We start from the raw sequence: 14752 nt of genomic DNA, 5'->3' as shown, positions 1-14752 counted from the left end.
GGCGTCATGTGCCAGTCAGGCTCGATTGTGCGGCCTGTGTCGCAGCCAGTTCACAGATAAAGATGTTTTTTCTCGTTAAAGAACATGTGTCCGGGCGTCAAGCCCGAACACGATCACCATTGCGACAGCATGGAAATGTCAGTCGCCGTAGGGCACCCAGACGTTCTTCACCTCGACGGCGCGGCGCAGGAACGCGTCACCAGCCGCCTCGTCGGACGCCCAGTCGAGGCCGCGGCCATTGCCGCTCCAGACGCGCTTGAGGTTGCCGATGGACTCGGCTTCCGCCTTGGCGCAGGTCTCGGCATCGGCGAATATCCACAGCCCGTCGACATCGTCATGCTTGGCCAGCACGCCGGCTAGTTCCGCCGTGCGGCCGGTGACGATGTTGATGGCGCCGGCCGGAACGTCGGAATACTCGATCACCTGGTAGAGATCGGTGGCCAGCAACGGATAGCGCTCGGACGGCACCGCGACGACGGTGTTGCCCATGGCCAGCGCCGGCGCGATGAGCGAGATCAGCCCGAGCAGCGGCGATGCGTCGGGCGCGACGATGCCGACGACCCCGACCGGCTCGTGCAGCGCCAGGGTCACGGCGCGGGCCGGTGGCTGGTGCACGCGGCCCTCGAACTTGTCGGCAAGGCCGGCATAGAGGAACAGCCGTTCGATAGTTTGGTCTACTTCTTCCCGCGCGACCTTGGGCGTAGCGCCGGTCAGTTCGGTCAGGCGGGCGGCAAACTCGCCGGCGCGGCCGGAAAGGTTCTCGGCCAGATAGTAAAGCACCTGGGAGCGGTTGTAGGCGGTGGCCTCCGGCCAGCTTTTGCAGGCGCGGGCGGCAGAGACGGCGTCACGAATGTCCTTGCGGCTGCCAAGCCCGACCTCGCCGGCCAACTTGCCCTTGGCGGTGGCGACGGCCAGCGAATAATTGCCGTCCGGGCGCACCTGCTTGCCGCCGATGAACAGTTTTGCCGTGCGATCGATCGCCGCGTCATCGGCCTGCTCGACGGGCTGCGCCGAGAGCGTCGCCGGCTTGATGACCGGGCCGAGCGCCAGTTTTGCCGTGAGATATTCGAACATGCCTTCGCGCCCACCCTCGCGGCCGAAGCCGCTTTCGCGGTAGCCGCCAAAGCCGCAGGCGGCGTCGAACATGTTGGTGCCGTTGACCCAGACGACGCCGGCCTTCAGCTGCGGCGCGACATGGAGCGCGAGGTTGACATTCTCGCTCCACACGGACGCCGCGAGGCCGTAGCGGGTGTTGTTGGCGAGCTCGATCGCTTCCTCGGTGTTGCGGAAGGTCATCGTCGCCAGAACCGGTCCGAATACTTCCTCTTGCGCCAGGATATTAGCCGGCGAAACACCAGTGGCGAGCGTCGGCAGATGGTAGTAGCCGGAGGACGGCAGCACCGCATCCGGCTGCCAGCAGACGGCGCCCTGTTTCGCGCCCTCGGCGACCAGACCCTTGACGCGGTCGAGCTGTGTGGCGTCGACCAGCGGGCCGATATCGGTGTTCTTGTCGAGCGGGCTGCCGACGCGCAGCCGGCTCATCCGCGTCTTGACCTTGGCGATCAAAGCATCGGCGATGCCTTCTTGCACCAAGAGCCGCGAACCGGCACAGCAGACCTGGCCCTGGTTGAACCAGATGCCGTCGACCAGGCCTTCGACGGCGCTGTCGAGATCGGCGTCCTCGAAAACGATGAAGGCCGACTTGCCGCCAAGCTCCAGCGACAGTTTCTTGCCTGAGCCGGCAGTCGCCTTGCGGATAATCTTGCCGACCTCGGAAGAACCGGTGAAGGCGATCTTCTGGATGCCGGGATGGTTGACGATGGCCGCTCCCGCTTCTGGTCCGCCCTGCACGATGTTGACGACGCCTTTCGGCACGCCGGCGCGTTCGCAGATTTCGGCAAACAGGATGGCTGTCAGCGGCGTGAACTCGGCCGGCTTCAGCACCACCGTGCAGCCGGCGGCAAGTGCGGGCGCGATCTTCCAGGCCAGCATCAACAGCGGGAAATTCCACGGAATGATCTGGCCGACGACGCCGACGCCCTTTTGGCCGGGGAAATCCCGATCCAGCGCCTGCGCCCAGCCGGCATGGTGGATGAAATGGCGGATTGCCAGCGGCACGTCGATGTCGCGGCTTTCGCGGATCGGCTTGCCATTGTCGATCGACTCCAGCACCGCGAACAGGCGCTGATGCCGCTGCATGGCGCGGCCGATGGCATAGAGCACCTTTGCCCTGGTGTAACCGGAACTGACACTCCATTTCGGCAGCGCCTTCGTGGCCGCCGCAACCGCTGCGTCGATATCGGGGGCACTGGCGTCAGAGACTTTGGCCAGCAGTTTGCCGGAGGACGGCTCGCTGGTGTCGAAAGTCTTGCCGCCGGTCGCGGCTTCCCAGCCGCCGTCGATGAACAGCGCCTTGCCGAAATCGCGCGCGGCAAGCCACGCATCGGCCTCGTTGCGGGCTTCCGGCGCCGGGCCGTATTCCATGGCGTGATAGCGGTCGAGAATGTTCATGGGGTGCCTCCTTCACCCTCCCTCTTAGCGGGAAGGGTCGATCGGCCAAGCCGATCGGGGTGGGTGCTCAAGCCATTGCGTGGCGGTGATTGGCCGAATAGTGACCGGTCAGGTGGTGCTCGAGCTGCCGCTCTATGTCGGTCAGCAGGCTCGACGCGCCGAAGCGGAACAACTCCGGCTCCAGCCATGGCCGGCCGAGTTCTTCCTTCATCAGCACCAACCAGTCGAGCGAGGCTTTCGCGGTGGAAATACCGCCGGCCGGCTTGAAGCCGATGAGATAGCCGGTTTCCTCGAAATAGGCCCTGATGGCACGCACCATGGCGAGGCCAACGGGCAGTGTCGCATTGACGCTTTCCTTGCCGGTCGAGGTCTTGATGAAATCGGCGCCGGCCATCATCGCCACCATCGAGGCCAGCATGACGTTGCGCAAAGTGGCAAGGTCGCCGGTGCCCAAAATGACCTTCAGATGCGCGTCACCGCAGGCGGCGCGCATCGAAACGATCTCGTTGTAAAGCTCCCGCCACTTGGCGCCGAATACCAGCCCGCGCGGAATGACGACGTCGATCTCGTCGGCGCCGTCGCGCACCGAAGCCTCGATCTCCTGCAGGCGGGTCGACAGCGGCGCAAGACCGTGCGGAAAGGCGGTGGAGACGGCGGCGACATGAATGCCGGTGCCGCGCACGGCGTCCACCGCGGTGGCGACGAAGGGATGATAGACGCAGACGGCCGCCGGCCGGATGGTTTCGCCCGCAATGCCGAGGCCCTCGACGATGTCGCGGCGGAAAGGGTTGATCGCCTTGGCGCAAAGCCGGCGCACGCGCTCTTCGGTGTCATTGGAATTCAGCGTCGTCAGATCCATGCAGGCGACGGCGCGCAGCAGCCAGGCCGCCTGGTTGTCGGCTTTGATCGAGCGCCGCTTGGTCAGGCTGGCGACGCGGCGTTCCAGCGCCGAGCGGTTGACGCTGCGCACCGATTCCATGAAGCCGAGGTCGAGCTTCATGCCGGGATTGCGCGCGATGCGATGGTCCAGCGGGACGGGTGTGTTGGCGGCGGCGCGGGCCGGCAGCGGCGTCACCTTGGACGCGCTGGTGCCAGGCTCGGCTTCGCGGATCGTGTTGCTCATTTCCTGCCCTTTCTCGTTTAGGGCGATACTTACACGATCGTTCGGGTCGAGGCCACAAGCCTGTCCTGTCTGATGCCGGCCCGCGCGTCGAGGCAGCTATTCGGCCGCCAGCTTACGCCCAGGCGGGCCGATTTCAGCCTCGATGTGTTCGGGTTCGCCGTCATCCTGCTCATGCTTGCGGAATGAGGTGAGCCAATGAGAGAGGTCGTCGAGATAGAGATAGATCACCGGCGTGGTGAACAGCGTCAGCGCCTGGCTGACAAGCAGACCGCCGAACATGGTGTAGCCGAGCGGCTGACGGATTTCCGCTCCCGTGCCGTTCTCCAGCATCAGCGGCAGCGCGCCCAGCATGGAAACCATGGCGGTCATCATGATCGGCCGGAACCGCAGCAGGCAGGCCTGGCGGATTGATTCCAGCGAACTGAGATGCTGGTCCCGCTCGGCCGCGATGGCGAAGTCCACCATCATGATCCCGTTCTTCTTGACGATGCCGATGAGCAGGATGACGCCGATCAGGCCGATCAGGTTGAACTCCATATGGAAGACGAGCAGCGTGCCCAGCGCGCCAAGCCCGGCGGAGGGCAGCGTGGAGAGAATGGTCAGCGGGTGGACGTAGCTTTCGTAGAGGATGCCGAGGATCAAATAGACCACGACCAGGGCGCCGAGGATAAGCACCGGCACTGAAGACAGCGACTGCTGAAAGGCCTGCGCCGTTCCCGTGTAATTGGTCTGGATGGTCGCCGGCAGCCGCATCTCGGCGGCGGCCCTGTCGATCGCGGCGGTGGCCTGGCCAAGCGCGACGTTGGGCGCCAGGTTGAAGCTGATCGTGACCGACGGGAACTGGCCTTCATGGTTGATGACCAGCGGCTGCACCGGCTTCGTCGTCCATTTGGCGATGGCCGAGAGCGGCACCTGCGAACCGCTCGATGTCGTCAGATAGATCTGGTCGAGCGCCTTGAGGTTGCCGCGCAGCGAAGGCAGCACCTCCAGGATCACGTCATAGGTCGAAAGCTGCGTGAAGTACTGGGCGACCTGGCGCTGGCCGAAGGCGTCGTTGAGCGTGTTGTCGACATCGTTCGCCGTCAGGCCGTAGCGGGCGGCCTGGTTGCGATCGACCTGCAGTGTCAGAGTCGTGCCGGAGCTCATCTGGTCGGTCGAGACGTCCCGCAATTCGGGCAGGCGCTGCAAGGCCGTCAACAGCTTGGGCGCCCAGTCGTCGAGCGTGTCGAGGTCGCTGCTTTCCAGCACGTACTGGTATTGCGACGCCGACAGCCTGGCGCCGACGCGCACGTCCTGCGAGGCCTGCATGAACAGGCGCGCGCCCTGGACGGCCGCAAGCTTCGGCTGCAGCCGCCGGATGATCTGGTCGGCCGAAACGTCGCGCTCGTCGCGCGGCTTCAATTGGATGAACATGCGGCCGGTGTTCTGCGTATTGCCATTGCCGCCCGTCGATGCCGCGAAATGCGCCACCGCTGGATCCTTGGAGACGATCCCGGCAAATTGCGCCATGTAGGACTGCATCTGTCCGGTGGAGACATCCTGCCCGGCGATCACCTGGCCGAAAATCAGGCCGGTGTCCTGCTGCGGGAAGAAGCCGCTGGGAACCAGCGTGAAGAAATAGCCGGTAAGCCCCACGCAGGTCAGGAACACCAGCAGCGTGATGAAACGATGCCCAAGCGCCCGGTCGAGGCCGCGTTCGTAGGCGCGCAGCATGCCGTCGAAAACACTTTCGCTCCACCGGTAGAGCCTGCCGTGATGCTCCTCGTTCGTCGGCTTGATGAAACGCGAGGCCAGCATCGGCGTCAGCGTCAGCGAAACACAGGCCGAAACCAGAATGGTCATGGCCAGCGTCACCGCGAATTCCTTGAACAGGCGGCCGATGATGCCGCTCATCAAGAGCAGCGGGATCAGCACCGCCACCAGCGAAATCGAGATCGACATGATGGTGAAGCCGATCTCGCTGGCGCCGCGGATAGCGGCATCCATCGGTTTCTCGCCGTGCTCGATGTAACGAACGATGTTCTCCAGCATGACGATGGCGTCGTCGACGACAAAGCCGATCGAGATCGTCAACGCCATCAGCGACAGATTGTCGATGCTGTAGCCGGCGGACCACATCAGGGCGCATGCGCCAAGCAGCGCCAGCGGCACGGTGAAGGCCGGGATCGCCGTCGCCCAGACATTGCGCAGGAACAGGAAGATCACCATCACCACCATCCCGATGGTGAGCATCAGCGTGAACTGCACGTCCGCCACCGAGGCGCGGATGGTCTGCGTCCGGTCGGAAAGCACCTGCAGCTTCAGCGAAGCCGGCATCGAGGCGGTCAGCATAGGCAGCTCCGCCTTGATCTTGTCGACCGTGTCGATGATGTTGGCGCCGGGCTCCTTGAAAATGACGAGGACGACGCCGCGCGTCGTGTCGGTCCAGCCGGCCTGGGTGTAGTCCTGCGCGTCGAGCACGGCCCGGCCGACATCCTTGACCCGCACCGGCGCTCCATCGCGATAGGCGATGATGGCGTTGTTCCAGTCATCGGCCGCGGTCATCTGGTCGTTGGAGAAGATGGTGAAGGAGCGCACTTCGCCCTGGATGTTGCCCTTGGGCAGGTCCACCGTACCGATCGACAGCGGAGTGCGCACCGCTTCCAGCGACAGCCCCCTTGCCGCGAGCTTGGCCGGATCGAGCTGGACGCGGATCGAGGGCGTCTGCTGGCCGCCGACCAGCACCTGGCCGACGCCGTCGACATGGCTGATCACCTGCGCGAGCTTGGTGTAGACGTCGTCGCTCAACGTCGTCAGCGGCAAGTCGGTCGAACTCGCGCCAATCAGCATGATCGGCGAATCCGTTGGGTTGACCTCCCTGTAGGTGGGCGGATTGGGAAGGTTCTTCGGCAGCTGTCCACCGGCGGCATTGATGGCCGACTGCACCAGTCCGGCGGCCGATGCGATGTCGACGTCGAGAGCGAATTGCAAGGTGATCTGGCTGGAGCCGGACAGGCTGCTCGAAGTCATTTCGGCGATGCCGGGAATCTGCGCGAACTGCGTCTCGAGTGGCTGGGTCACCGACGACGCGATTGTGATCGGGTCGGCGCCTGGCAGGCTGGTCGACACCTGGATCGTCGGAAAGTCGACGTTCGGCATCGCCGCGACCGGCAGGTTGAGATAAGCGACCACGCCGACGAACAGCACGCCGATCATCAGCAGCGACGTGGCGACGGGATAGCGGATGAAAGGCGTGGAAACACCGATGGCTGCCATCAGCTTGCACCTCCGGCAGCGCCGTTCTGCGCCTGTCCGGCGCCGGAAGCCGGCGTCGGATCGACGCTTGCGCCGTCAACCACCCGGTATTGACCACCAACGACGACACGTTGCCCCTGGCTGAGGCCGTCGGTGACGACCGTTTCGCCGCCGTCCGAAGGACCCGTCTTGACGGTCTGACGACGGACCTTGCCGTCGTCGCCGACGACATAGGCGAAGAGCCCGTCAGGGCCATGCTGGACGGCTTCGTCCGGCACCACGATCGCGCCTTCCATCGTGCCGATATGTATGCGTGTGTTGACGGACAAGCCCGGCCATAACGCATCGTCCTGGTTTGCGAATGTCGCCCTGAACGAAATCGTGCCGGAAGCCTGGTCGACTGCGTTCTGCACTGCCTCCAGCTTGCCGCTCGCCAGCACGGTCTTCATATCCGCGCCCAGCGTGTCGATCGAAACCGGGCCAGTCGCGAAAACCTTGTTGATGGTCGGAACGTTGTCCTGCGGTTCCGTGAACGACACATAGATAGGCTGAAGCTGCACGACGGTGAAAAGCCCGGGGCTTTGACCAATCTGCACGATGTTGCCGGGGTCGATGGTGCGGAAGCTCGTCTTGCCGCTCAGCGGCGCGGTGATGCTGGTGAAATCGAGGTTGAGCTGGGCCGCCTCGATAGCCGCCTTATCGCCCTCGATCGTGGCCGCGGTGGAGTTGACCACAGCCTGCTGGTTATCGACATCCTGCTGCGTTTCGAAGGTCTTTTGCAGGAGCGTGGAAAGGCGTTTGAGGACGACTTGCGCATTCTTGAGCGTCGCTTCGTCCTCCGCCTCCTTGGCTTTCGCCTGGTCGAGCACCGCCTGATAGGGGCGGGGGTCGATCACGGCGAGCAGGTCGCCCTGCTTGACCATCTGCCCCTCCTCGACCGGAACCTGCGTGGACGACACCGGCGACGCGGCTTGAGATGCTGACATTGTTCAGCGGCGTCACCGTTCCGAGCCCGTAGAGGTAAAGCGGGAAATCGGCCTTTTGCACGGTGGCCACGGTGACCGGGACCTTGGGTGCGGGCTGCGACGACTGAGTGGCAGCGGCTGCCCTTGCCACGCCGTCGGCGTGGTTGCGCCATATCCCGTAGCCGCCGCTCAAGAGGAGGATTGTGGTCAATAGGACGATACGCCGAGAACGCATGGGTCGGTTTCGCCTGGCTTGCTGTGTTGTGGAAATAGTCATGATTCCGTCCACCTGCGGGCAAGAATATCAAGCCTTTTCAGGATGGTTGGGGGTTAGGAGCGACCGTGTCGATCACCGGGAGAGTAGTCCCGAGGACCCGGTCCTGTCAGGTTACAAGTCGGTCATGTTGCGCCGCAGCATTCAAGGATGCGTGAGGCCGCGTTGAATGCACCATCGCGATAAAGTTACTCCGATGATCCGTTGGAGCCTCGACCGACCGGGGATGCGAGGCGCTTCTCAACCGCCCATCGATACGCCGGCCCAGGCGACGTGGCGGACGTCGTCATTGCCATTCCAGGGCACAGTTTGCCTGGCCTGGAATCAGATATGGCCGGCATGCGGCGACAGGCGCGCGCTTGCCTGGTTCACGATTGGGATGGAGTGGCCCGAACTATGCCAGCAGGCTATCCGGTATCAGACATTCGCCCGGAAAGCTGCACGTCCACAGGGTGGGTAGCAGGCCTCAGCCGACGAAGGCGCGCTCGACGACGAAAGTCGCGGGATGGCTGAGCGAGCCTTCCTGGAAGCCGAGGCTTTCGGCGAGTTCCTTGACGTCCTTCAGCATATGCATCGAGCCGCAGATCATGATGCGGTCGGTCTCGGGATTGAGCTTCTCGATGCCGAGGTCGGCGTAGAATTTGCCCGAGCCGATCAGCGCGGTGATGCGGCCCATGCAGGCCGACTCTTCGCGGGTCGTCGAATTGTAGAGCGTGACGCGCCCAGCAGTCAGTTCGCCGATCAGCGGATCGCTTTCCAGCGCCGCCACCAATTCCTGGCCATAGGTCAGCTCGGCATTGTCGCGGCAGGTGTGGGTCAGGATCAGCTGATCGAATTTCTCATAGGTGTCGGGGTCGCGCAGCAGGCTGGCGAAGGGTGCGATGCCGGTGCCGGTCGAGATCATGAACAGCCGCTTGGCCGGGGTCAGCGCGTCGACCACCAGCGTGCCGGTCGACTTCTGGCGCATGATGACGGTGTCGCCGACCTGGATTTTCTGCAGTTCCGAGGTCAGCGGGCCGTCCGGCACCTTGATCGAGAAGAATTCCAGCTCTTCGTCCCAGGCCGGGCTCGCCACCGAATAGGCGCGGTAAACCGGCTTCTCGGCATTGGGCAGGCCGATCATGACGAACTCGCCGGAGCGGAAACGCAGCGACTGCGGACGGGTGATGCGGAACGAGAACAGCCGGTCGGTGTAGTGCTTCACCGAGACGACGGTTTCGGCATAGACATTGGCCGGAATCGGAAATTGCAGCGGGCGGGCGCTGGCGGTGTTGAGAGCGGATGTGGTGTTCATCAAATCCAACTTTCTGGCCCAACCAAGGACGCGGGCGCCAAACTTTCACCTGCGCGCCCGGACCGTTCAGGTCCCGGCGTGCTGTTCGCACACTCCAAAGCGGTAAGCTCTTGTGTCCTGAATTTATTAGTATACAAACGATATTTGCGTCAAGATGCTACCTTAAAACACCTTTCCAAACTGACGCATATCCGTAGTCCCAGCATTTCGGGTTTCGACGATGAAAGAGAATTTTCCCGCGCAAGCGCGCGATTCCCAGGGAAATGTTGTTGCCGGCATCGATGTCGGCGGGACCTTCACCGACCTGCTTCTGATCGATGGCAAGGGCGGCGGCAAGGTGCACATCGCCAAGACCCCGACCACGGTCGACAACCAGGCCTTCGGCGTGGTTTCAGCACTTGGCGCCACCGGTTTTGCGATCGACGGCATCGACCTCATCGTGCATGGCACGACCACCACCACCAACGCCGTGCTGGAACGCCGGCTAGCCAGGACCGGCATGATCACCACGCGCGGCTTTCGCGACGTGATCGAGCTTGGCCGGCGCACCCGGCCTCAACCCTATGGCATGACCGGCAGCTTCGTCCCGATCATCCCGCGCAATCTCAGGCTCGAAGTGTCGGAGCGCGTCGAGGCCTCGGGTGCGGTGCGCACGCCGCTGGACGAAGCCGAGATGCGCGAGGCGGTTAAGACGCTGATCGCGGCCGGCTGCGAATCCCTCGTCATCCATTTCCTGCATTCCTACGCCAACCCTTTGCATGAGCGACGTGCCGCCGAAATCGCCGCCGAGCTCTGGCCGAATAGCTACATCACCACGGGCCATGCGCTGCTGTCGGAAGCGCGCGAATTCGAGCGCGGCGTCACCGCGTCGGTCAATGCCTCCGTGCAGCCGATCCTCGAACGCTATGTCGAGCGGTTGCGCAAGGAACTGGCCGCAAAAGGCTATGCCCGCGACTTCCTGATCATGAACGGCAATGGCGGCATGATCTCGGCCCGCTTCGTCACACGTGAATCGGCCAAGACCGTCATGTCCGGCCCCGCCTCCGGCGTCATCGCCGCCGCCTATACGGGCAAGCGCGCCGGCTTCGAAAATCTCGTCACCTACGACATGGGCGGCACCTCGACCGACGTGGCGCTGATCCGCAACGCCGAGCCGGCGGTCTCCAACGAGATCGAGATCGAATATGCCATGCCCATCCATGTGCCGATGGTGGCGGTGCACACGGTCGGCGCCGGCGGCGGCTCGATCGCGCGTGTCGATGCGGCCGGCCTGATCCAGATTGGCCCGGAAAGTGCCGGCGCCAATCCCGGCCCGATCTGCTACGGCCGCGGCGGCCTCGAGCCGACCATCACCGACGCCAATCTGGTGCTCGGCCGGCTGGCGCCGAAAAAGCTGCTGGCGGTCGAAAACCCGGTCACATCAGAGCGCGTCACCGGGATTTTCGAAGACAAGATCGGCAAGGCGACCGGCCTGTCCGGCGTCGAGGCGGCGGGTGCCGTGCTCAGGCTCGGCAACATGAAGATGGCCGGCGCCATCCGCATGGTGTCGGTGTCGCGCGGCCATGACCCGCGCGATTTCGCGCTGTTCGCTTTCGGCGGCGCCGGGCCGCTGCATGCGACCGCTTTGGCGCGCGAGCTTGGCCTGCCCCGTGTGCTGGTGCCGGCGCGTCCCGGCATCACCAATGCGCTCGGCTGCGTCGTCGCCGATCTGCGCCATGACTTCGTCAACACCATCAACCAGCCGGTGGCCGTGCTCGATGAATCCCAGCTCCATTCGGTATTGGAACGGCACCGAAACGAAGGCGAAGAGCTGATCGGCAAGGAAGCAGTAAAGCCGGAGACGATCCGTGTCACCCACTCCGCCGACATGCAGTTCGTCGGTCAGACCCACATCATCAACGTGCCGCTGCCGTCGTCGTCGGTGACCCGGCAGGAATTGCAAGCGTTGTTCGAAAAAGCCTATTTCGCCCGCTTCAAGGTCGAGCTGCCGGAAATCCGCGCCAATCTGGTCAACCTCAACACCTCGGTCACCGGTGTGGGCCCGGCGATCGATCTGTCGCGCCTGATCGACCCGGCCGGACGTGCCAAGACGCTCGACGAGGCGCGGCGCGAAATCCGGCCGGTCTGGTATGCGGGCCAGTGGCGCGACACGCCGGTATACGCACGCGAAAAACTGCCGCTCGATGCGGTTATCGAAGGCCCGGCGATCCTCGAACAGATGGACGCCACCACCGTGCTCGAACCCGGCGACCGCGCACGGTCGGACGCCGACGGCAACATCATCATCGACATTGGCGAGGCCTGAGATGCCTGACATTAATATGGCAAAGCTCGACGCCATCACCCTTTCGGTCCTCCAGGCGGCGCTGCAGCAGGTCTGCGACGAGATGGACCTGACCTTTTCGCGCGCCGCCTTCTCGCCGGTGATCGCCGAGGCCAATGACCGCTCCGACGGCATCTATTCGGCTGTCGACGGTTCGCTGATCGCGCAAGGCAGCCAGGGCCTGCCGGTGTTCGTCGGCGTCATGCAGTATTCGACCAGGACGGTGATCGAGATGATCGCCGGCGGCCGTTGCCTGGCCCCGGAACCGGGCGACATCTACATCGTCAACGACCCCTATCTCGGCGGCACCCATCTGATGGATGTGCGCTTCGCCATGCCGGTCTATCGAGGCGGAAAGATCTTCTGCTGGCTGTCGAATACCGGTCATTGGCCCGACATTGGCGGCTCGGTGCCGGGCGGCTTTTCCGCCTCGGCAACCGCTGTCGAACAGGAAGGCCTGCGGCTGCCGCCCGTAAAACTGTTCAAGAAGGGCGTGCTCGATCCCGAGATCTACGCCATCATCTGCTCGAACATTCGCGTCGCCGACCAGCGCATCGGCGACATCCGGGCGCAGGCCGCGGCGTTGCTGATTGGGCAGGACCGGCTCAATGGAATCCTGGATCGTTACGGAGATGAAACGGTTGTCGAGGCAATCGCCGAGCTGCGCCGCCGCGCCGCCGAGCAGATGCGCGCCAACATCGCGGCCATTCCCGATGGCACCTACCATTCGAAGGCGTTTGTCGATTCCGACGGCGTGGTCAACGAGCCGCTAACGATCGCGCTCGCGGTGGAGAAGCAGGGCGATACACTGACCTTCGATTTTACCGGCTCGTCGAAGCCCTGCGCCGGACCGATGAACAGCGTGCTGGCAACGACCTTGTCGTCGGTCTACCTCGCCATGCGCCACATCTTTCCGGATGTGCCGATCAGTGCCGGCGCTTTCGAGCCGCTGATCGTGAAGCGGCCGGAGGGCACGTTCCTCGATGCCAAATATCCGCGTCCGGTGTCGGGCTGCGCCGCCGAAGTCTCACAGCGCATCGCCGAAGCGGTGTTCGCGGCCATGGTGCAGGCGCTGCCCGACAAGGTGACGGCGGCCCCCGCCGGCTCCAGCGGCAATTTCGCGCTCGGCGGCAACGATCCCGCGCGCGGCCGCGACTACGTCATGTACCAGATCTCCGGCGGCGGCTATGGCGGCAATTCGGGCCATGACGGGCTGACCAATGGCTGCTCGACCATCGGCATCTCCAAGTCGCCGCCCGTCGAGATCATGGAGCAGGCGTTTCCGGTGCTCTACCGCCACTATGCGTTGCGCGAAGGCTCGGGCGGCGCCGGCAAGCATCGCGGCGGCTTCGGCCTCGCTTATGAGGTCGAGATTCTGCGCGGCGACGCGCGCGCCTCCTTCGTGATGGATCACGGTCGTTTCGGCCCGCAAGGCGCCCTTGGCGGCAAGGACGGCGCGGTCAACACGGTGACCGTGTTCCGCAACGGCGAGGAACACGTGCCGCCGCATCTGTCCAAGGAGCAGGACATTCCGTTGAAGGCCGGCGATCGCGTGCGCGTCGGCACGCCCGGCGGCGGCGGTTATGGTGATCCGCGCGAGCGCGATGCCGATCTGGTGCTGCGCGATGTGGCGCTGGGATACTACTCCTCAGCGGAAGCCAGCGAAAAGTTTGGCGTTGTCCTGTCGGCAGGCCAGCTTGCAGTTGATCAGACGGCGACGGACAAGAGACGCGCCGGCTGACACAGAAACGGTCGCGACGGCGCGGATCGTTCGATCCGCCGTGATCGGCGCAAGGCATGTCGTTTCCGTCTCCGCCGGCGATGCAAAAGCTCGTATTTTTCCGTCGGCAAGCGATGGAGACCTTCTTGGCTGAGCGGCGTTCCCCCTTTTACAGCAGCATCGTCGGGCTCGGCGCGACCATGGGTCGGGTCGGCGGCGATTTCATCTCGGCCAAGTACTATTCCGGCATCGCCGACGAGCACCTGAACACCCGCAAGAATGTCGGCGTGCAGGACCTCAGCACCATGGGCAAGATGGACATTAAGGGCCCGGACGCCGAGGCGCTGGTCAACCATGTCATCGTCAACGATGCCGCCGCGATGAAGCCGGGCCAGGTCCGCTACTCCACCATTTGCCGCGAGGATGGCGGCATCATGGATGACCTCACCGTGTTCCGCCTGGGATCGGAGCATTTCATGCTGGTGACAGGCTCGGTCAATCGCCTGAAGATGCTGCCCTGGCTGCAGCACCATGCCGGAGGGCGAAAAGCCTATGTCACCGACATCACCGCCGCCGTTGCCTTCCCGACCATCCAGGGTCCGCGCTCGCGCGACCTGCTGAAGGCGATGATCAGGGATGCCGACCTCGATGGTCTGAAGCGCTGGGCGTTCACCTCAGGCCATATCAACGGCACGCGGGTCCTGATTTCGCGCACAGGCGTGACCGGCGAGCTCGGCTTCGAACTCTTCGTGCCGGCCGACGAGGCAGCCTCGGTCTGGGAAGTACTGATGCGGGCCGGCAAGGACTTCGGCCTGAAGCCCTATGGCGTGCTGGCGATGTTCACGCTCGGCCTGGAAAAAGCCTATCCGGCGCATGGCATTGACATGGACGAGACCCGCACGCCGTTCCATGTCGGTCTCGACCGCTGGATCAAGTTCGACAAGGGCGATTTCGTCGGCCGCGAAGCCTTGCTCAAGATCCGCGACAAGGGCATCGATGAACGCTGGACCGGCCTGATCCTCGACGGCGACAAACCAGCGGCAACGGATGCGCGTGTGCTGGCCGATGGCGAGGATGCCGGTATCGTCACTTACAGCGACCACGGCTATTCCCTCGGCAAGGTGCTGGCGACCGCGCATCTGCGGCTGCCGTTCACGGCGATAGGCACAGAACTCAGCATCGAGATAGACGGCAAACCGACCCGCGCCGTGGTGGCACCGATGCCGTTCTTCGATCCGGAGGGGGCGAGGTTGCGGGGCTAGCTTGGCTTTCCGGGAAATCGTTTTGGGTTCCCTTCCAGGTCCATGA

8 protein-coding genes are annotated in these 14752 nt (G+C 64.0%); 3 read left to right on the top strand and 5 right to left on the bottom strand.

Features of this window, described 5'->3' with window-relative positions; all coding sequences use genetic code 11:
• Positions 1-138: 138 nt before the first annotated feature.
• From DBIPINDM_RS16510 to DBIPINDM_RS16490, 5 genes are all read right to left on the bottom strand, one after another.
• On the bottom strand, positions 139-2511 hold the full coding sequence (locus tag DBIPINDM_RS16510; protein WP_258588237.1) for an aldehyde dehydrogenase family protein: 2373 nt from the start codon (positions 2509-2511) through the stop codon (positions 139-141).
• Between the two features lie 67 nt (positions 2512-2578).
• Positions 2579-3634, bottom strand: a complete 1056-nt coding sequence (deoC, locus tag DBIPINDM_RS16505) for a deoxyribose-phosphate aldolase (RefSeq protein ID WP_038651093.1) — start codon at positions 3632-3634, stop codon at positions 2579-2581.
• Between the two features lie 96 nt (positions 3635-3730).
• The gene (locus DBIPINDM_RS16500) at positions 3731-6889 is read right to left on the bottom strand and encodes an efflux RND transporter permease subunit (protein WP_258588236.1); all 3159 of its coding nucleotides are present in this window, start codon (positions 6887-6889) and stop codon (positions 3731-3733) included.
• Positions 6889-7791, bottom strand: coding sequence for an efflux RND transporter periplasmic adaptor subunit (locus DBIPINDM_RS16495; protein ID WP_258588235.1), 903 nt, complete (start codon positions 7789-7791; stop codon positions 6889-6891). Before DBIPINDM_RS16495 ends, DBIPINDM_RS16500 begins: the two co-directional genes overlap by 1 nt.
• 782 nt (positions 7792-8573) lie before the next feature.
• Entirely contained in the window at positions 8574-9401 is an 828-nt protein-coding gene (locus DBIPINDM_RS16490) for a ferredoxin--NADP reductase (protein WP_258588234.1), read from the bottom strand.
• Positions 9402-9621: 220 nt separating this feature from the next.
• Here DBIPINDM_RS16490 and DBIPINDM_RS16485 point away from each other — a divergent pair, with 220 nt between their 5' ends.
• From DBIPINDM_RS16485 to DBIPINDM_RS16475, 3 genes are all read left to right on the top strand, one after another.
• Positions 9622-11706: a hydantoinase/oxoprolinase family protein gene (locus DBIPINDM_RS16485; protein ID WP_258588233.1), complete on the top strand. Its 2085-nt coding sequence runs from the start codon at positions 9622-9624 to the stop codon at positions 11704-11706.
• Between the two features lie 16 nt (positions 11707-11722).
• Positions 11723-13465 (top strand): hydantoinase B/oxoprolinase family protein, encoded by a 1743-nt coding sequence (locus DBIPINDM_RS16480; protein ID WP_258589290.1) that lies wholly within the window; start codon positions 11723-11725, stop codon positions 13463-13465.
• 125 nt (positions 13466-13590) lie between these two features.
• Positions 13591-14706 carry an aminomethyltransferase family protein gene (locus DBIPINDM_RS16475; RefSeq protein WP_258588232.1) on the top strand — a complete coding sequence of 372 codons (1116 nt, stop codon included), beginning with the start codon at positions 13591-13593 and terminating at the stop codon, positions 14704-14706.
• Positions 14707-14752 lie beyond the last annotated feature (46 nt).

The sequence above is a fragment of the Mesorhizobium sp. AR02 genome (genome assembly GCF_024746835.1).
Taxonomy (GTDB): domain Bacteria; phylum Pseudomonadota; class Alphaproteobacteria; order Rhizobiales; family Rhizobiaceae; genus Mesorhizobium.
The sequence above is the reverse complement of the archived record's forward strand: the minus strand, read 5'-3'. Positions and strand labels throughout refer to the sequence as shown.

Bases quoted from the DNA above. Each gene is read 5' to 3' on its own strand.
- DBIPINDM_RS16490 (WP_258588234.1), bottom strand. From the start codon at position 9,401: ATGAACACCACATCCGCTCTCAACACCGCCAGCGCCCGCCCGCTGCAA.
- DBIPINDM_RS16480 (WP_258589290.1), top strand. From the start codon at position 11,723: ATGGCAAAGCTCGACGCCATCACCCTTTCGGTCCTCCAGGCGGCGCTG.
- DBIPINDM_RS16510 (WP_258588237.1), bottom strand. From the start codon at position 2,511: ATGAACATTCTCGACCGCTATCACGCCATGGAATACGGCCCGGCGCCG.
- DBIPINDM_RS16495 (WP_258588235.1), bottom strand. From the start codon at position 7,791: ATGGTCAAGCAGGGCGACCTGCTCGCCGTGATCGACCCCCGCCCCTAT.
- deoC (WP_038651093.1), bottom strand. From the start codon at position 3,634: ATGAGCAACACGATCCGCGAAGCCGAGCCTGGCACCAGCGCGTCCAAG.
- DBIPINDM_RS16500 (WP_258588236.1), bottom strand. From the start codon at position 6,889: ATGGCAGCCATCGGTGTTTCCACGCCTTTCATCCGCTATCCCGTCGCC.
- DBIPINDM_RS16485 (WP_258588233.1), top strand. From the start codon at position 9,622: ATGAAAGAGAATTTTCCCGCGCAAGCGCGCGATTCCCAGGGAAATGTT.